The organism is Plastoroseomonas hellenica (assembly GCF_018129085.1).
GTDB lineage: Bacteria > Pseudomonadota > Alphaproteobacteria > Acetobacterales > Acetobacteraceae > Plastoroseomonas > Plastoroseomonas hellenica.
This window is the reverse complement of sequence record NZ_JAAGBB010000012.1, coordinates 38024-54880: the sequence shown is the minus strand read 5'-3', so window position 1 is coordinate 54880 and position 16857 is coordinate 38024. Positions and strand designations below refer to the sequence as shown.

The 16857-nt window shown below is 70.1% G+C and carries 16 protein-coding genes, 1 tRNA gene and 1 other RNA gene; 10 read left to right on the top strand and 8 right to left on the bottom strand.

Going from position 1 to position 16857, the window contains the following annotated elements; all coding sequences use genetic code 11:
- Nucleotides 1-4: 4 nt before the first annotated feature.
- Nucleotides 5-658 (bottom strand): CoA transferase subunit B, encoded by a 654-nt coding sequence (locus tag GXW71_RS11685; protein WP_211852680.1) that lies wholly within the window; start codon nt 656-658, stop codon nt 5-7.
- 14 nt (nt 659-672) lie between these two features.
- Nucleotides 673-1404, bottom strand: coding sequence for a CoA transferase subunit A (locus tag GXW71_RS11680; protein ID WP_211852679.1), 732 nt, complete (start codon nt 1402-1404; stop codon nt 673-675).
- A 119-nt stretch (nt 1405-1523) separates the two neighbouring features.
- On the opposite strand from GXW71_RS11680, the gene GXW71_RS11675 reads away from it, so the two are divergent.
- From GXW71_RS11675 to GXW71_RS11655, 5 genes are all read left to right on the top strand, one after another.
- Nucleotides 1524-1599, top strand: a tRNA-Ala gene (locus GXW71_RS11675).
- A 272-nt stretch (nt 1600-1871) separates the two neighbouring features.
- Complete coding sequence (locus tag GXW71_RS11670) at nt 1872-3437, top strand: ABC transporter substrate-binding protein (protein ID WP_211852678.1); 1566 nt, start codon at nt 1872-1874, stop codon at nt 3435-3437.
- A 2-nt stretch (nt 3438-3439) separates the two neighbouring features.
- The gene (locus GXW71_RS11665; RefSeq protein WP_211852677.1) at nt 3440-5020 is read left to right on the top strand and encodes a GMC family oxidoreductase; all 1581 of its coding nucleotides are present in this window, start codon (nt 3440-3442) and stop codon (nt 5018-5020) included.
- A 71-nt stretch (nt 5021-5091) separates the two neighbouring features.
- Nucleotides 5092-6702 carry an ABC transporter substrate-binding protein gene (locus GXW71_RS11660; RefSeq protein WP_211852676.1) on the top strand — a complete coding sequence of 537 codons (1611 nt, stop codon included), beginning with the start codon at nt 5092-5094 and terminating at the stop codon, nt 6700-6702.
- 40 nt (nt 6703-6742) lie between these two features.
- Nucleotides 6743-7639 carry an alpha/beta hydrolase gene (locus GXW71_RS11655; protein ID WP_246526492.1) on the top strand — a complete coding sequence of 299 codons (897 nt, stop codon included), beginning with the start codon at nt 6743-6745 and terminating at the stop codon, nt 7637-7639.
- Nucleotides 7640-7685: 46 nt separating this feature from the next.
- On the opposite strand, the gene GXW71_RS11650 is transcribed toward GXW71_RS11655, so the two are convergent.
- The 4 genes from GXW71_RS11650 to GXW71_RS11635 all read right to left on the bottom strand — a co-directional run bounded on the left by GXW71_RS11650 (nt 7686) and on the right by GXW71_RS11635 (nt 11027).
- Nucleotides 7686-8012: an NIPSNAP family protein gene (locus tag GXW71_RS11650; protein ID WP_211852675.1), complete on the bottom strand. Its 327-nt coding sequence runs from the start codon at nt 8010-8012 to the stop codon at nt 7686-7688.
- A gap of 61 nt (nt 8013-8073) precedes the next feature.
- Nucleotides 8074-8391: an AtuA-related protein gene (locus tag GXW71_RS11645; protein ID WP_211852674.1), complete on the bottom strand. Its 318-nt coding sequence runs from the start codon at nt 8389-8391 to the stop codon at nt 8074-8076.
- Nucleotides 8391-9761: an acyclic terpene utilization AtuA family protein gene (locus GXW71_RS11640; RefSeq protein ID WP_211852673.1), complete on the bottom strand. Its 1371-nt coding sequence runs from the start codon at nt 9759-9761 to the stop codon at nt 8391-8393. Before GXW71_RS11640 ends, GXW71_RS11645 begins: the two co-directional genes overlap by 1 nt.
- Nucleotides 9762-9812: 51 nt before the next feature.
- Nucleotides 9813-11027: a hypothetical protein gene (locus tag GXW71_RS11635; protein WP_211852672.1), complete on the bottom strand. Its 1215-nt coding sequence runs from the start codon at nt 11025-11027 to the stop codon at nt 9813-9815.
- Nucleotides 11028-11127: 100 nt separating this feature from the next.
- On the opposite strand from GXW71_RS11635, the gene GXW71_RS11630 reads away from it, so the two are divergent.
- Nucleotides 11128-12111: a tripartite tricarboxylate transporter substrate binding protein gene (locus GXW71_RS11630; protein ID WP_211852671.1), complete on the top strand. Its 984-nt coding sequence runs from the start codon at nt 11128-11130 to the stop codon at nt 12109-12111.
- Between the two features lie 240 nt (nt 12112-12351).
- Here the strand turns inward: GXW71_RS11630 and GXW71_RS11625 are convergent, their stop codons facing one another.
- Nucleotides 12352-12636 (bottom strand): phosphoribosylamine--glycine ligase, encoded by a 285-nt coding sequence (locus tag GXW71_RS11625; RefSeq protein ID WP_211852670.1) that lies wholly within the window; start codon nt 12634-12636, stop codon nt 12352-12354.
- Nucleotides 12633-13556: an NAD(+) diphosphatase gene (gene nudC / locus GXW71_RS11620; protein ID WP_211852782.1), complete on the bottom strand. Its 924-nt coding sequence runs from the start codon at nt 13554-13556 to the stop codon at nt 12633-12635. The genes GXW71_RS11625 and nudC overlap by 4 nt, the downstream gene beginning before the upstream one ends.
- A 231-nt stretch (nt 13557-13787) precedes the next feature.
- Here nudC and ffs point away from each other — a divergent pair.
- The 4 genes from ffs to recR all read left to right on the top strand — a co-directional run bounded on the left by ffs (nt 13788) and on the right by recR (nt 16854).
- Nucleotides 13788-13880, top strand: an RNA gene (ffs, locus tag GXW71_RS11615) — signal recognition particle sRNA small type.
- 34 nt (nt 13881-13914) lie between these two features.
- Complete coding sequence (locus tag GXW71_RS11610; RefSeq protein WP_211852669.1) at nt 13915-15813, top strand: DNA polymerase III subunit gamma/tau; 1899 nt, start codon at nt 13915-13917, stop codon at nt 15811-15813.
- 71 nt (nt 15814-15884) lie between these two features.
- Nucleotides 15885-16217 carry a YbaB/EbfC family nucleoid-associated protein gene (locus GXW71_RS11605; protein ID WP_211852668.1) on the top strand — a complete coding sequence of 111 codons (333 nt, stop codon included), beginning with the start codon at nt 15885-15887 and terminating at the stop codon, nt 16215-16217.
- A gap of 46 nt (nt 16218-16263) precedes the next feature.
- Nucleotides 16264-16854: a recombination mediator RecR gene (gene recR / locus GXW71_RS11600; RefSeq protein ID WP_211852667.1), complete on the top strand. Its 591-nt coding sequence runs from the start codon at nt 16264-16266 to the stop codon at nt 16852-16854.
- Nucleotides 16855-16857: the final 3 nt, after the last annotated feature.

The window sequence follows — 16857 nt, the reverse complement described above, 5'->3', positions numbered from 1 at the left end:
GGCTTCAGGCCGCCTTGGCCAGCGCCACCTGGAACTCCGCCTCGGTCTTCTCCCGCAGCTCGGCTTCGGTGACGCCGGGGGCGAGCTCGATCAGGCGCAGGCTCTCCGGCCCTTTGCGCGCGACCTCGAACACCGCGAGGTCGGTGATGACCAGGTCGACGACCCGTGCGCCGGTCAACGGCAGGGCACATTGCTTGAGCAGCTTCGGCTTGCCGCCGGCGGTGTGCTCCATCAGCACCACCACCTTCTTCACGCCGGCGACCAGGTCCATGGCGCCGCCCATGCCCTTCACCATCTTCCCCGGGATCATCCAGTTCGCCAGGTCGCCATTCGCGGCCACCTGCAGCGCGCCCAGGATCGAGAGGTCGATATGGCCGCCGCGGATCATCCCGAAGCTGTCGGCCGAGGAGAAATAGCTGCTGGTCGGCAGCTCGGTGATGGTCTGCTTGCCCGCATTGATGAGGTCCGGATCCTCCTCCCCCTCCAGCGGGAAGGGGCCGAGGCCGAGCATGCCGTTCTCGCTCTGAAGCTGCACGTTCATGCCGGCGGGGACATGGTTGGCGACCAGGGTCGGGATGCCGATCCCGAGGTTCACATAGAAGCCGTCGCGCAGCTCACGCGCCGCACGGGCGGCCATCTCGTCGCGGGTCCAGGGCATGGTCTGGCTTCCTCTCAGGCAGCGCGGTTGCCGGTCGCGCCATCGGCGCGCTTCCGGACGGTGCGGTTCTCGATCCGCTTCTCGTAGCCCGCGGGCAGCGCGATCATGCGCTTCACGAAGATGCCCGCCGTGTGGATCTGGTCGGGGTCCATGCTGCCGGCCGGCACATGATGCTCGACCTGGGCGATCGTCATGCGCGACGCCGTCGCCATGACCGGATTGAAGTTCCGCGCCGTCTTCCGATAGACGAGGTTCCCCTCGGTATCGCCCTTCCAGGCATGGATGATGGCAAGGTCGGCGAAGATCCCGCGCTCCATCACGTAATGCTCGCCGTCGAACTCCCGCGTCTCCTTGCCCTCGGCGACCGCGGTGCCGTAGCCGGTCTTGGTGTAGAAGGCCGGGATGCCGGCGCCGCCGGCGCGGATGCGTTCGGCCAGCGTCCCCTGCGGGTTGAATTCGATCTCGAGCTCGCCGGCCAAGTACTGGCGGGCGAATTCGGCATTCTCGCCCACATAGGAGCTGATCATCTTCCGGATCTGCCGCGTCCGCAGCAGGATGCCGAGGCCGGCATCGTCGATGCCGGCGTTGTTGGAGACGAAGGTGAGGTCCTTGACGCCGCTGTCGCGGATCGCCTCGATCAGCGCCACCGGCACGCCGCAGAGGCCGAAGCCGCCGGCCAGGATCGTCATGCCGTCCCTCAGCACGCCATCCAGCGCGGCAGCGGCATTCGGATAGAGCTTTGGCACGGCGCGATCCCTCTGACCCATGTTCCTGCGGAACCTAATCGTCCCGGGCGCCGCAAGGAAGGGGCTCGGGCCCCCTTGCGGGGTTTCCGGGCGGGCGCTATAGGGCGCCTCCCGTCTGGGGGGCCATAGCTCAGTTGGTAGAGCGCTTGAATGGCATTCAAGAGGTCGGCGGTTCGATTCCGCCTGGCTCCACCAGGGGTTGCTGCGCAGCGGCGCCATCCCCTTTCCCCACACTGACTTGAGAGACCTTTTGGAAACGGCTGCGGGTCGGCCTGACGGGGTCTTTTCCGCCCCTGGCGCGCCGGCTTCCTCGCCGATGCCACCAGCATCCGCTGCGTCAGCCAGCACCCCAGGGACGAAAAGTCCCTCGCCATCCCTCCGCCGCCGCCTTTCCAAAAGTCTCTGACACGGCACGGCGTTTGCTCGGCTCCGGCGACCGGAATGGTCCGGGCCGGAGGGATTGGCGCATGGGGCGGTTGCGGGAACTGGGTCGGGCGGCGGTATTGGCCGCCGGCCTGCTGGGCATGCCGGGGGTCGCGCCGGCGGCCAATCTGACGGCGGTGCTGGAAGCCGAGATCGTCACCCTCGATCCCCACTACATCGGCGCCTACATCACGCGCACCTTCGGCTACATGGTGTTCGACACGCTCTTCGCGCCGGACGGCCAGTTCAACTACCGGCCGCAGATGGTGGCGAGCCACAGCGTCTCCGATGATCGCCTGACCTGGACCTTCACGCTCCGCGATGGGCTCGCCTTCCACGACGGCAGCCCGGTGACCGCGACCGATGTCATCGCCTCGCTCCGCCGCTGGGCGACGCGCGCGGCACTCGGCGGCCGGCTCATGGCGGTGACCGCGAGCCTGGAGGCGCGCGACGCCAGGACCTTCGTGCTGGTGCTGCGGGAGCCCTACGGCCTGGTGATCGAAACCCTCGGCACCATGGCCTCCCCCACGCCCTTCATCATGCCGGAGCGGATCGCCCGCACCCCGGGCACCGAGCGAATCACGGAGATCATCGGCTCCGGCCCCTTCGTCTACTCCCAGGCCGATCACCGGCCCGGCGACCGCATGCTGCTGCGGCGCAATTCCCGCTACGTGCCGCGCGAGGAACCGGCGGATTTCCTGGCCGGCGGCAAGCGCGTGCTGATCGATGCCCTCGACATCCGCGTGGTGCCGGATGGCGGCACCGCAGCCGCGGCGCTGCAGGCGGGCGAGATCGACTACATGCAGTATGCCCCCTTCGATCTGCTGCCGTCGCTGGAGCGCAACCGCCGCATCACCGTGCAGAATTTCTCCGGGCCGCACATGTTCACCGGCCATTACCGCCTGAACCACGCGGCACCGCCCTTCGACGATCCCGCCATCCGCCGCGTGCTGCTGCGCCTGGTCGATCAGGGCGAGGTGATGGCGGGCTTCGGCCTTGGTGAGCGCTATGCCCGCACCTGTGCCGCCTATTTCACCTGCGGCGGGCCGAATGAATCCACCATCGGTGCCGAGGTGCTGGCGGATCCGTCGGTCGATGCGGCGCGGGAGGCTCTGCGCCGGACCCGCTACGCCAACGAGCCGATCGTGCTGATGGTGGCCTCCGACCTCGAGGCGGCGAAGGTCTCGACGGATATCCTCGCCGACCGCATGCGGCGCGCCGGCTTCAACGTGGATGCGCAGGTGACGGACTGGGCGACTCTGCTGGCGCGCCGCGCCCGGCGCGAGGGCTGGCATATCTATGGCGTCCACGCGCTGAATGTGGACCTGGGCTCACCGCTCACCAATTCGGTGATCAACTTCAACTGCCAGAACTCCGGCAATTCCGGCTTCATGTGCTTCCCCGAGATGACGGCGCTGTTCGACCGCTTCGCCCGCGCGCCGACGGTGGAAGCGCGCCGCGCCATCGCCGGTGAGATCCAGGGCATCGTCTATGGCCAGGGCGTCACGGTGCCTTGGGGCCAATTCGCGCAGCCCGCCGCCTGGCGCAGCACCTTGCGCAACATGATCCCGTCGGCCATCCCGCTGTTCTGGAATGTCGAGAAGCCCTGACCATGGCCCCTTATGACGTGATCGTCGTCGGCGCCGGCTCTGCCGGCGCCGCCCTCGCCGCGCGCCTCACGGAAGATACCACGCGCCGCGTGCTGCTGCTGGAGGCCGGGCGTGACTGGCGCGCGGCCGAGGCCCCCGCGGCCGCGCGATCGGCCAATATCATCCCCTTCATGCATGACCCGGCGCATCAGGCCGAATGGCAATGGCCGGGGCTGATGACCCGGCGGACCAAGGCCCAGGCGCCGAAATTCTACTGGCGCGGCAAGGGGCTCGGCGGCTCCTCCCTGGTCAATGCGCAGATCGCCATCTGGGGCGTCGGCGCCGCCTTCGACGCCTGGGCGGAAGCGGGCTGCGAAGGCTGGTCGGCCAAGCAGGTGCTGCCGCTCTTCGCGAAGCTGGAGGACGATCCGGAGATGGCGGGCGTCCCCTATCATGGGACAGGCGGCCCGATCCCGGTCTATCGCGCGCCCCAGGAAAGCTGGGGGCCGGTCGACAAGGGGCTGCGGGACGCGGCGCTCGCCTGCGGCTACCCCTGGAACCCGGACCTCAATGCGCCGGCGGGCGAAGGCGTCTCCTGCTACCCGATCAACAGCCGCGGGCTGCAGCGCATCACCACCAATGACGGCTATCTGGAACCGGCGCGTGGGCGCCCGAACCTGACCATCCGGGGCGATGCCCTGGTCGACCGCGTGATGGTCGTGGATGGCCGCGCCACCGGCGTCCGCGTGCGGCTGGACGGCGCTTGGCAGGAAATCGCGGCGCGGGAGGTGGTGCTTTCGGCCGGCGCCGTGCATTCGCCGGCGATCCTGCTGCGCTCCGGCCTGGGTCCGGCGGCGGAGCTCCAGGCCCTCGGCATTCCGGTGCTGCGCGACATGCCCGATGTCGGGCGCCATTTCATGGACCATCCGGTGATCCGTGCGACCATCGACCTGGCGCCCGGGCATGCCTGCACCGACCCCGCCCAGCGCCACACCAATTGCTGCGTGACCTACAGTTCCGGCCTCGGTGGTGGCGGCATCAGGGACATGATCCTGATCGGCTTCAACCACCGCAACCTCCCGGCCGGCGAAGCGCCGAACCCGAGCGGCGCGGTCGCGGCCGGGCTCTACGATGCCTTCTCGCGCGGCGCGGTGACGCTGGTCTCGCCCGACCCGGAAGCCGATCCGCAGGTCGAGGAGAACATGCTTTCCGATCCGCGCGACCTGCTGCGCATGCGCGATGCGGTGCGCCGCCTGGCCCAGCTCACGGCGCAGCCGGCGCTGGCCGGGATCGCGGCCCGCATCACCTTCGCCGAGACCGGGATGGGCATGGCGGAAGCGGCCGCACTGCCGCCGGATGCGCTGGACGCGCTGTTGCTGGAACAGGCGGGGGATATCCAGCACGCCGCCGGCACCTGCCGCATGAGCGCCTATGAGGAGCCGCGCGGCGTCGTCGACCCCGACCTCCGCGTGAAGGGCGTGGCGGGGCTGCGCGTCGCCGACGCATCCATCATGCCGACCGACTGCCGGGCCAATACGCATTTCACCTGCGTGATGATTGGCGAATGGCTGGCCCGCCGCATGGCGGCCGAGGCACGTGGGTAGGCTGGCACGGGCGCCGGCTTCCCAACCGCCGCGATTGGCGTAGTTTCCGCCCCCACGCCGAGCGAAGGGGGATGGTCATCGTGCGCAGATTTCTGGCGGGCCTGGTGCTCGTGCTCGCTTTGACCCAGGGCGCGGCGGCGCAATCCCTCCGTGTCGCCATGGCGGCGGAGCCGACGGCGGTCGACCCGCACAACTACGGCGCGGCCCCGAACTCGACCCTGCAGAACCACCTCTATGACGCGCTGACCGGGACCAATGCCCAGCTGCAGACGGTGCCCGGCCTCGCGGTGTCCTGGACCCGGCGCGACGATCGCACCTGGGATTTCCAGTTGCGGGAAGGCGTCACCTTCTCGAACGGCCAGCCTTTCGGCGCCGACGACGTCATCTACAGCTTCTGCCGCGTCCTCAACAACGAGACCGAGGTCGTCGGCTCCTTCTCGCGCTACATCCGCCGGCTGGAGAAGGTCGAGAAGACCGGCGAGCACAGCATCACCATCACGACAGCCAATCCGGAACCGCTGCTGCTGAGCGACCTCTCGAACATCGCGATCATCGCCCGCAACCCAGCGCGGCAGGCGCCGCTCACCTTCGATGCGCCGGGCAATTGCGGCGGCGCAGGTCCCTGGCCGACGCTCGCGCAATTCAACGACGGCAGTGCCGGCTTCGGCACCGGCCCCTATCGCCTGCGCAGCTACACGCGCGGCGGCGCCATCGAGCTGGTGCGGAACGACAGCTACTGGGGCGAGAAGCCGCATTGGCGGGAAGTGCGGCTGTTGCCGGTGACCAGCGCCGGGCCGCGCCTGGCCGGCCTCTTCGCGGGGGATTTCGACGTCGTCGAAGCGCCGGCGACTGGCGACATCGCACGGCTGCGGAACAACCCCGGCTTCGGCTTCGCGACATCGCCGACCACGCGGCTGATCTTCCTCCAGCTCGACATGCGGAACCCGAGCCCCTTCGTGACCGCGCCCAATGGCAGCAATCCGCTGGCCGATGCGCGGGTGCGGCGCGCCCTGTCGCTGGCGATCGATCGCCGCGCCATCGTCCAGCGGGTCATGGACGGCATCGCGACCCCGGCCGCGCAGTTCCTGCCCGACGGCATGCTCGGCACCCTGCCGGGACTGGAGGTGCCGGCCGCGGACCCGGCGCGCGCACGGGCGCTGCTGGCCGAAGCCGGCTATCCCAACGGCTTCGCCATCACGCTGCATGCGACCAACAACCGCTACGTGAATGACGCGCGCATCGCCCAGACCATCGCGCAATTCTTCACGCGCATCGGCATCCGGACCGAAGTGGATGCGATGCCGAGCTCGGCCTTCTTCACCCGGCGTGGCCGGCGGGAATTCAGCGTCGCCATGGGCGGCTGGGCGGCGGATGCGAATGAGACTCTGCTGTTCTTCCGCTCCTGGCTGTCGACCACCAATCGCGACCGCGGCTTCGGCATGAGCAATTACGGCACCTGGTCGGATGCCGATTTCGACCGCGCCGCGACCGCCGCCTTCGCCACTATGGATGTCGATGCGCGCGCCGGCCTGCTGCGGCAGGCGAGCACCATCGCGCTCGAGCAGATGCCGGTCATTCCCCTGCATTTCGAAAGCGCGGTCTGGGCCTTCCGGCGCGGCGTGACCTATGCGGGCCGCGTGGACCAGACCACCCTTGCGGCCGAGGTTCGGCCCGCCAATTGACGCTACATCCTGCGCGCCCGATTCTACCGGAGGCTGCCTGATGTCCATCACCGCCATGCTGGCCGATGCGCTGACCGCGCCCGGCCGCAACGCCATCCCCTTCGTCGATGAGGAGGGCGACCGCAGCCGGCCGCTGACCTTGCACACCTACCGCGCCGAGCGCTACACGCCGGAGCGCCCGTTGGTGCTGGTGCAGCACGGCATGAAGCGGAATGGTGACGAGTACCGGGATTTCTGGATCCCTGCGGCCGACAAATACGGGCTGCTGATCGTTGCGCCGACCTTCTCCAACGAGCATTACCCGACATCGGCCGAATACAATGACGGGCTGGTGCGCGATGCGGTCGGCGGCGTGCGCCCGAAATCGGACTGGGCCTATGCCAGCATCGCCCGCATCGTCGCGCTGCTGCGCGACACCGGCGTGACGGCGCGGCCGCGTGCCTGGCTCTACGGCCATTCGGCGGGCGGCCAGTTCGGGCACCGCCTGCTCAGCACCCAGCCGCATGATGCCTATGAGGCTGTCATCATCGGCAATCCCGGCTGGTACACCCTGCCGACGCTGGATCGGCCCTTCCCCGAAGGGCTCGGCGGCATCGGTCTCGGCGAGGCGGAGCTGGCCCGACTGCTCGCCTATCCGCTCACCATCCTGGCCGGCGACCGCGATATCGAGACCAGCGGCCCCAGCCTGCCCGCGCAGCCCGAAGCGACCGCCCAGGGGCCGCACCGCCTTGCCCGCGCACACAACTACGTCGCCTTCGGCCATGCCGAGGCGCTGCGCCGCAACCTGCCCTGCCATTGGCGGCTGCAGGTGGTGCCGGGCATCGGTCATGACGGCGATGCGATGTCGCAGGTCGCGGCCAGCCTCTGGTTCGAAGGCCGAATGCCGGATGCCGCGGCGCTCGCGCGCCTGGCGGCGGGCGGGCAGGGCGCACTCTGACAAACGCCGCACGGGCCGCCACGATGCGGCCCGCGCGGTGACGGGCCTACTTCACCGAGGAAAAGGTGGTCGGCACCAGGAAGCTGCTGGCGACATTGGCGACGATCTGGCCGTCCTTCTCGGTTTCGGCGCGCTTGGCGATCCATTCGGGATCCGCCTGGAAGGCGGTCCACTTCGCCTCGCGCTCGGCGAGCGATTCCCAGGCCAGGAAATAGTGCAGATCCTGGTTGGACTCGCCGACCAGCGTGGTCCAGAAGCCCGCCTGGCGGATGCCGTGGCGTTCCCAGATCTTCAAGGTGATGGTGTCGAAGCGCTTCAGCAGCGCCGGCAGGCGCCCGGGTACGCAGCGATAGACGCGCAGCTCATAGATCACGGATGGATCCTCCCCTGTTCCGTGGCGGGGAGCATGGTCCGGCTCCGTTGCAGCGGCAAGCTCAGGGGATCGTCACGGTCAACGACAGCAGCCGGAAGGAGCTGGTCTTGCCGTGACCATCGAGGTTGAGGCTGCCGTTCACGCCGCCTTCCAGCGCATCGTCCACGACGAAGTTGAAGGCGCCGAGATTGGGCAGATCATAGCGCCGGCAGCGTGTGGCGCCGCGATGCGCGAACAGCGCCAGCACCCGCGCCTCCGTCACCTGTTCGCCGATGACAGCGTAATGCGCGGGGTCATAGGGCATCAGCGACATGTTGACGCGGTTGCCCTTGTCGCCAGCGCGGCTATGGGCGATGGCGTGCAGCGGGACCTCGGGCATCAGTTCATCTCCCGCGCGCTCAGCAGCGTCACCGTGGTGGGGACCATCTCGCGCGGCACCAGATAGCTGCGCGTCAGGATGCGAGGCGTGACGCGCCAGCGCGCGCCGCCGGTGCCCGCCGGGCCGCAGCAGAGCAGCGCCAGCACCTCCCGCGCCGCCTGGTCGCAATCATCGCGGTTCTCACCCTCGACGGCGAGGCGGATGCGGAGCTCCGGCGGCTCCGCGCCCTGATGCGCATGCCACAGCGCGCCGCCATCGCTGTCATGCACGGAAGCGAGGCCGATCAGGTCGATGCGCGGGCGCACCTTGAGGCCGCGCATCTCCAGCCGGCGCAGCAGCACATCGGCGGTGGCTTTCGCGCGGGCGAGGGTATTGGGCCCGGCGACCGAAACCTCGCCCTCGCCCAGCCAGCTCCCTTCGAAGCAGGCAGTGACCTTCAGCATCGCCGGCGCCGGCCGCCCGGCGAGGCCATGCACCGCGACGCGGTCCTTTCCCACCTGCTCGATGCGGCAGCCGGTGATGTCGAGCACGACATCGGGCGTGATGTATTCGGCGGGATCATGCAGCTCATAGAGAAGCTGCTCCTTCACCGTGCGCAGGTCGACCAGGCCGCCGGTGTCCTCGGCCTTGGTGATGACCAGCGACCCGTCGGGTCCGACCTCGGCGATCGGAAAGCCGATATTCGCGGGGTCGGGGATGTCCTTGAAGCCCGGATCCCAGAAGACGCCGCCGCTGACCTGACTGCCGCATTCCAGCAGGTGCCCGCAGGCGGCGCCGACCGCGAGCTTCTCCCAGTCGTCCATGGCCCAGCCGTAATGCGCGACCAGCGGCGCGATCGCGAGCGCGGGATCGGAGGTGCGGCCGGCCACCACGACATGCGCACCTTGCTTCAGCGCCTCGACCAGTGGTGCGGCGCCGATATAGGCATTGGCGGCAACCAGCTTCGCGGCATCGGCACGCAGCGCCTCGTCTGCCTCATGCACCGGCAGGGTGCCGAGGTCGATGCTATCGGCGACGTCGTCACCGGTGACGGTCGCGATCTTCAGCTCCGGCAGGCCGAGCCTGCGCGCGAGCTGCGCGATGCAGCGCGCGGCGGCGGGCGGATTGGCGGCCCCGAAATTGCCGAGGATCGGGATGCCGTGATGGAAGCAATCGGCCAGGATCGGCGCCAGCAGCCGTTCCAGCATCGGCTCGTAGCCGAGCTCCGGATCGCGACGGCGTTCGAGTTGCGCCAGCGCGACGGTCCGCTCGCCCAGCGTCTCCAGGAACAGGGCGGCGGGCAGGCCGCGGCGGATCAGCGTGCGCACCACCGGGATCGGTGCGTCGACGCGGTCGCCGGAGAAGCCGGCGCCATTGCCCACGAGATACATGCTCAGCGTTTCCTCAACGGCGGGCGATGATTCGCCTGCGCCTGGCGCCCGTCAACCCGCGCAGCAGGCGGCGATCGCCGCCCCGAGCAAGGCGATGTCCCCATCCGCGACGGCGATCGGGTTCACCGCCAATATGCCCTGCGCGATGCGTGAGGCGTCCAGATGCACGGCAGGCTGATGCTGCCGCAGCCGCGCCTCTGCGTCGGTGGCGCGCTCAGCATCGGCGAAGCGCAGCATCAGCAAAGGCAGGCCGGGCTTGGCGCCGTCTGGCAGCAGCTCCATCGCCACGCCCGGCACCGCGCCCGCCGCCGCCATTACCGCATGGAGCCGCGCCGTCCACGCCGCGCTACGTGCATCGGCATCGGCCGCTACGAAGCGGCGCAACGCAACCAGCAGGCCGACCACCTCCTCCTTTCCCACCTTGCAAGACCGGCCGATACCGTGATGCGGCACGCCGCGCAGCGCGGCGAGGGGGGCGAATTCCGGCGGTGGCGCGAATTGCGCTTCCGGCAGATCGAGATCCAGCATCTGCACCAGCGCGGAAGACACCAGGTCCCGGCGCCCAGCCAGCATGCCGGAGGCCTGCGGCCCGCCGATCGCCTTGCCGCCGGAGAAGCAGACCAGATCGGCACCCTCCGCGATGAAGCGCCGCAGGTTGACGGAGGGCGGAAGCTGCGCCGCCGCATCCACGATCACCGGCACGCCGCGCGCATGCGCGACGGCCACGACCTCCGGCAGGGTGGGCAGGCTCTGCGGCTGCGCGAGCCAGTAGACGGCGACGGTGCGCGGGCCGATCGCCTGCTCCACCTCCCAGGCGGCCGCGTCGCGCACGCCCGGCCCGCTGACGCGATCGGGAATGCCGACCTCCACGATCCGCGCCCCGGCCACACGGAGCGCGCGGTCATACATGTTGCGCTGGCTGCGGATGGCGACGATCTCGCGCCGGCCACCGCCGCCGAAGCGGTCCTCCCCGCGCGGCTCCGGCAGGCGGTTCATCGCCGCCGCGTCGAGCCCGGCGAGGCAGGCGGCGGCGGCCAGCAGCAGCGCCGCGGAGGCGCCCGCGGTGACGATGCCGGCCTCGGCGCCGGTTGCCCCCGCGATGGTGCGGCTGGCGGCGGCCTGCAGATCCAGCATGTCCACGGTGACGCGCGACGCCTCGGCCATGGCCGCCGTGACCTCCGGGTCCAGCAGCCCGCCGGACAGGCGCGTGTTGGTGCCATAGGCGTTGATCACGCGCGCGATGCCAAGATCTTCCAGAACGCCCATCGCCTGCCCGGTTCCTGAAGAGCCCTTCATGCCACCGGGCGTTTCCGTCCGGCGGTCATCTGCCTTAGTGTCACCCGCAACGACTGTCGGAGGAAGCGCCATGACCACCCGCATCACGCGCCGCGCCGCGCTGGCCCTGCCAGCCGCGCTCGCCGCCCCGGCGCTGCATGCGCAGGGCCGCTGGCCGGAGCGGCCGATCAACATGGTGGTCCCCTTCGCCCCCGGCGGCACGCCCGATATCGGCGCCCGGCTGGTGGCGCCGAAGATGAGCGAATTCCTCGGCCAGGGCGTTGCGGTCGACAACCGCGCCGGCGCCGGGTCGACCATCGGCACCCGCTATGTCGTGCAGGCGCGGCCGGATGGCTACACGGTGCTGATGGGCTCGATCTCCTTCCTCATCGCACCCTTGGTCATGCAGCCGATGCCCTTCGACCCGGCCGAGGCGCTGCGCTGCGTCAGCCTGATCTCCACCTCCCCCTATATCCTGGTCGTCCGTGCCGACAGCCCGGCGCGCGACATCGCGGGCTTCCACGCCATGACCCGCGCCCGCGGCGCGCAGCTCAACTACGGCTCTGCTGGCAACGGCACGCCGCTGCACCTGGGGGCCGAGCTCTACAAGCTGATGATGGGCGTCGAGCTGACGCATATCGCCTATCGCGGCTCGGGCCCGGCCATCACTGCCCTGCTGGCGGGCGAGGTGGACATGGTCTTCGTCGATGTCCCGGCCGCGACGCCACATATCCAGGGCGGTGCCGTGCGCGCGCTCGCGGCCATGGTGAAGGACCGCATCGCGCAATTCCCGGATGTGCCGACCATGGCGGAAAGCGATCCGCGGCTCGCCGGCTATGACGTCTATACGTGGGCCATGCTGGTGGCGCCGAAGGCGACGCCGGACGGGCCCATCCAGCGGCTGAACGAAGCAGCCCTGCACGCCGCGCGCGCACCGGAGATCGCGCAGCGCTTCCGCGAGATCGGCTTTGACTATATCGGCTCCTCACCGGCCGAGGGCGACGAGCGCATGGCGCGCGAGAAGGCAAAGTGGCTGGACGTGGTCCAGCGGGCAAATATCCGCGTGGACCTCTGACGCGAACCACCCGCTAACAGTCCCGTGGCCGCATCCTCCTTCGCCAAGGCTTCGGAGGGCGAGCCCTCCGGGCCGCCCCCAGCGGCCGCAGGCCGCCATTGGTTTCTGCGGAGCGAGGCGAAGCCGATGCTCCGGGGTCGCGAATGCGGCCCCGCGCGCGACTGACCGTTGAGCCCGGTGCAACCTGACAGCGCGCAAGCCAAGCACGCGGATGCGTGCGCCGGCGCTTGAGGCTAAAAACTATCTGGGACTCTCGACTCCGCCGCTCTGCGGGATGGCGCCGCGCCGGCGCATGCAGTCCAGGAAAATGCGGCGCTCCGCCGTCTGCAGTTCCTGGGTGACCCGGGCCTCGTTGATCGAATTGCCCGGGGTCCATTGCTGCATGATGCGTGCGCGGTCCGGGCTATTCCGCGCCTCCGCCCGGCAGGCGATCGTATCCGGCGATGGCGGATCCTCCGGCACGGCCGGCGTGCGGCCGCCGCAGGCAGCGAGCAGGGCGAGGGCTGCGAAGACAACGATCCTCATGCGGCAAGCCAATCCTCGATCAGGCGGCGCGCGATGGAATCGACGCGCGGCAGGCTGAAGCCCAGCGCCTGATGGTCGCGCAGCTCCGCCTTGGTGAACCAGCGCGCGTCGCGCAGCTCCTCGGGGTCGATGGTGATCGCCTCCGACAGCCCCTCGGCATGGAAGCCGAGCATGATCGAGGCCGGAAAGGGCCAGGGCTGGGAGGAGTGGTAGAAGACGCCGCCGACCGCGACGCCGGTCTCCTCGTCGACCTCGCGGCGCACCGCTTCCTCCAGGCTCTCGCCGGGCTCCACGAAGCCGGCGAGGGTCGAGTACATGGTCACGTTCGGGAAGCGCTGCGAATGACCGAGCAGGCAGCTCTCGCCGCGGACCACCAGCATGATGACGGCGGGATCGGTGCGCGGAAAGTGCTGAGCACCGCATTGCGTGCAGGCCATGGCGTTGCCGGCGCTGCGCGGCTCGCAGGCGCCGCCGCAGACGCCGCAGAAGCGGTGCCGGGTGCGCCAGTGCATCAGGCCGCGGGCATGGGCCAGCACGCTCGCCTCGCCGGGCGGCAGCAGGCCGGCGACCTGGCGGAGATCGGTGAAGCCGCCCATGCCTTCCGGCAGCAGCGGCAGCGGGTCCTCGGCCCCCGAGCAATCGACTGCGAAGACGGGGCGCTTCTCCCAGAAGCCGAGGAAGGCCCAGGGACCGCCGGCCATGCGCATGGCCTCGGCCGCGGCGCCGGTCAGCAGCACGGCTTCGGGATGGCCGTCCTCGACCCCTTTCATCAGGCTGCGCGCCCGCCAGACCGGGGCGAAGAGCGTATCCGGATGCGCCAGCGCATTGGCGATGAAGGCAGCATCCTCACGCCGGCCGGAGGCACGGTCGATCGGGCTGCCGGTATAGGCGTTGGGGCGGCTGGCGGGGACGGAGAGCATCGGCCCGGACCCTGCCACGCGCCCACCCTCCCGGCAACCTGGCGGGCCGGCGGTGCTTTTCCGCCCCTGACGCGCCGGCTTCCTCGCCAATGCAACCAGCATCGGCTGCGTCAGCCGACACGCCAGGGACGAAAAATCCCTCGCCTGCCCTCGGTCGCGCTGCACCCCGCAATGCCTTTACCTGACCCCCATTGCGTTCTTCGTCGCCAGGCATGATATCGTGCCCTCGGAAGGCCGGTGACGGACGGGCGCCTCGCCAACCCGGTCAGGTCCGGAAGGAAGCAGCCGCAACGGGTCACGCCCGGGTCGCTTTGCCGGTCTTCCACCCCTTACCGCGGCAGACGGGGTCCTTCGCAGCATGAGCGGTCTTTTCGGGGACGAGCCCCCGCAGGATGAGGGCTTGCCCGAACCGCCCCTGGAAGGCCCCGGCCTGTTCGGGGAGGCACCGAGCGCCCCCGTCGCCCCGCCGCCGGTACCGGAAGCGCGGCCGGCCGAGACCCATTACCGGGTGCTGGCCCGCAAATACCGCCCGACCCGATTCGATGAGCTGATCGGCCAGGACGCGCTGGTCCGGACACTCCGCAATGCCTTCGCCCAGAACCGAGTGCCGCATGCGCTGCTGCTGACCGGGGTGCGCGGCGTCGGCAAGACCACGACCGCCCGGATCATCGCGCGCGCGCTCAACTGCATTGGGCCGGACGGGCAGGGCGGGCCGACCGTCGATCCCTGCGGCGTCTGCGCCGAATGCCGCGCCATCCTGGCCGACCGGCACCCGGACGTGCAGGAGCTCGACGCCGCCTCCAACAACGGCGTCGACGATGTGCGGGAACTGCGGGAGAGGCTGCGCTACCGCCCCGCCCAGGGCCGCACCAAGGTGCTGGTGCTGGACGAGGTGCACATGCTGTCCTCGGCCGCCTTCAACGCCCTTCTGAAGACCTTGGAGGAACCGCCGGCCCAGGTCGTCTTCGTCCTGGCGACGACCGAGCTGCGCAAGGTGCCGGTCACCATCCGCTCGCGCTGCCAGACCCACCACCTGCGCCGGGTCGCGCAGGGGGAGCTCCGCGACCATTTCGCCCGCATCCTGGTGAAGGAAGCGGTGGAAGCGGAGGAGGAAGCGCTGTCGATGATCGCCCGCGCCGCCGAAGGTTCGGTGCGCGACGGGCTCTCGATCCTCGACCAGGCGATCGCGCTGGGCGAAGGCCAGCGCGTCACCGCGGAGGCGGTGCGGGACATGCTGGGCCTCGCCGATCGCGGCCTCGTGCTCGACGTGATGGAAGCGGTGATGGCGGGCGATGTCGCCGCCGCGCTGGCGCTGATGGACCGCGCGCATGAGCGCGGCGCCGATCCGCTGGTGCTGATCACCGACCTGCTGGAATACGCGCATCTGCTGACCCGCTTCCGGGTGGTGCCGACGCTCGCGCAGGACCTGTCCCTGCCAGAGGAGGATCGCACCCGCGGCGCGGCGCTCGCCCAGAAGCTCTCGGTCCCGGCGCTCGGCCGCGCCTGGCAGATGCTGCTGAAGGGCGTTGCCGAGGTGCAGCAGGAAGGCGTCGATCGCCGGGCGGCCGCCGAGATGGTGCTGATCCGCCTGGCCCATGTCGCGGAACTGCCGACGCCGGGTGACCTCGTGAAGCGGCTGATCCAGGGGGGCGCGACCTCGGCCGCCGCGCGCCCGGCGCCGAATGGCAGTGGCGGCGGGCTGCGCGCCGTCGCCGGCGGCGGCCCCATCATGGAACAGGCGCCGGTTCCCGCCCCGGCGGCGCCCCAGCCGCAGAGCTATCGCGACGTCGTCGCCCTCGCCTCCGGCAAGAAGCCGATGCTGCATGCGCATCTGGTGCATTACGTGCATCCAGTCCGCTTCGCGCCGGGCCGGATCGAATTGCGCCCCGAGCCCCAGGCGTCCCGCGACCTGGCGGCACAGCTCACGGCCTTCCTGGCCGAGCAGACCGGCACGCGCTGGACCATCGTCCTGACCAATGAGGCAGGGGAACCGACGCTCGCCGAGCAGGGCCGTGCCGCGGAGGTCGGGCGGCTGGAGATCGCCCGCAGCCATCCGCTGGTGCAGGCGATCTTCGCCACCTTCCCTGGTGCCACGATCGAGGCGGTGCGCGACGCCGGCGCCGATGCCTATGGCCTGGTGCCGGAGACGCCCGCCGCCCGCACCGCCGAGCCCGAGGATGACGACCTGCCGGAATTCGCGCCCCCGGACGCGGAACCGGCCTATTTCGACGACGACACGCCACCCGAGGATGACTGAGTGTCCGATGACCGGAGGGCCGAACGGCCTGAAGGTCTGAATCGGACGCGCCACTTGCGAAGGATTACGCCATGAAGAACCTGGGCAACATGCTGAAGCAGGCGCAGCAGATGCAGACGCGCATGCAGGAGATGCAGTCGAAGCTGGAGGCGCTGACCGTTGATGGTGCTGCCGGCGGCGGCATGGTGACGGTGACGCTTTCCGGCAAGGGTGACCTGAAGCGCGTCTCCATCGATCCCTCCCTCCTCGCCGCCGATGAGCGGGAGGTGCTGGAGGATCTGCTGGTCGCCGCCCATGCCGATGCCAAGCAGAAGGTCGAGGCGACGATGGCGGAGGAGATGCAGAAGGCGACCGCCGGCATGAACCTTCCGAACATGCCGGGCGGTTTCAAGCTGCCCTTCTGATGGCATCGCCTGCGCCTGGTCGCGTTCGGTGCGATGCCGGACGGCGATGAAGAACAGCGACCCGATTGAGGATCTGATCGCGCTGCTCTCCCGCCTGCCCGGCCTCGGCCGGCGCAGCGCGCGGCGGGCCGTGCTGCGCATGCTGTCGGATCCCTCGCGCCAGATGCTGCCGCTGGCCGATGCGCTGCGCGCCGCGGCCGAAGCGGTGCGCCCCTGCGAGGTCTGCGGCAATCTCGACACCTTCTCGCCTTGCCGCATCTGCTCCGACAGCAGCCGCGAGCGGGGTCTGGTCTGTGTGGTGGAAGGGGTCGCCGATCTCTGGGCGCTGGAACGCGCGCAGGCGCATCGCGGGCTCTACCATGTGCTGGGCGGCACCCTCTCGGCGCTCGGTGGCGTGGGGCCGGAGGATCTCAGCATCCAGCCGCTGCTCGCGCGGGTCGCGGAAGGCGGGGTGGAGGAGGTGATCCTGGCCCTGCCCGCGACCGTCGATGGCGCGACCACGACGCATTACGTCATGGACCGCTTGGCGCCGCTCGGCGTCACGGTCACGCGGTTGGCGCAGGGCGTGCCGATCGGCGGCGCGCTCGACGTGCTGGATGACGGGACGCTCGCCGCGGCGCTGCGCGCCCGGCGTTGACGG

What these genes read in the sequence shown, in the direction of transcription:
- GXW71_RS11665 (WP_211852677.1), top strand. Translation starts at nt 3,440, where the DNA reads ATGGCCCCTTATGACGTGATCGTCGTCGGCGCCGGCTCTGCCGGCGCC.
- GXW71_RS11645 (WP_211852674.1), bottom strand. Translation starts at nt 8,391, where the DNA reads ATGCCCGAGGTCCCGCTGCACGCCATCGCCCATAGCCGCGCTGGCGAC.
- GXW71_RS11630 (WP_211852671.1), top strand. Translation starts at nt 11,128, where the DNA reads ATGACCACCCGCATCACGCGCCGCGCCGCGCTGGCCCTGCCAGCCGCG.
- recR (WP_211852667.1), top strand. Translation starts at nt 16,264, where the DNA reads ATGAAGAACAGCGACCCGATTGAGGATCTGATCGCGCTGCTCTCCCGC.
- nudC (WP_211852782.1), bottom strand. Translation starts at nt 13,556, where the DNA reads ATGCTCTCCGTCCCCGCCAGCCGCCCCAACGCCTATACCGGCAGCCCG.
- GXW71_RS11685 (WP_211852680.1), bottom strand. Translation starts at nt 658, where the DNA reads ATGCCCTGGACCCGCGACGAGATGGCCGCCCGTGCGGCGCGTGAGCTG.
- GXW71_RS11640 (WP_211852673.1), bottom strand. Translation starts at nt 9,761, where the DNA reads ATGTATCTCGTGGGCAATGGCGCCGGCTTCTCCGGCGACCGCGTCGAC.
- GXW71_RS11670 (WP_211852678.1), top strand. Translation starts at nt 1,872, where the DNA reads ATGGGGCGGTTGCGGGAACTGGGTCGGGCGGCGGTATTGGCCGCCGGC.
- GXW71_RS11610 (WP_211852669.1), top strand. Translation starts at nt 13,915, where the DNA reads ATGAGCGGTCTTTTCGGGGACGAGCCCCCGCAGGATGAGGGCTTGCCC.
- GXW71_RS11605 (WP_211852668.1), top strand. Translation starts at nt 15,885, where the DNA reads ATGAAGAACCTGGGCAACATGCTGAAGCAGGCGCAGCAGATGCAGACG.
- GXW71_RS11635 (WP_211852672.1), bottom strand. Translation starts at nt 11,027, where the DNA reads ATGGGCGTTCTGGAAGATCTTGGCATCGCGCGCGTGATCAACGCCTAT.
- GXW71_RS11660 (WP_211852676.1), top strand. Translation starts at nt 5,092, where the DNA reads ATGGTCATCGTGCGCAGATTTCTGGCGGGCCTGGTGCTCGTGCTCGCT.
- GXW71_RS11625 (WP_211852670.1), bottom strand. Translation starts at nt 12,636, where the DNA reads ATGAGGATCGTTGTCTTCGCAGCCCTCGCCCTGCTCGCTGCCTGCGGC.
- GXW71_RS11655 (WP_246526492.1), top strand. Translation starts at nt 6,743, where the DNA reads ATGTCCATCACCGCCATGCTGGCCGATGCGCTGACCGCGCCCGGCCGC.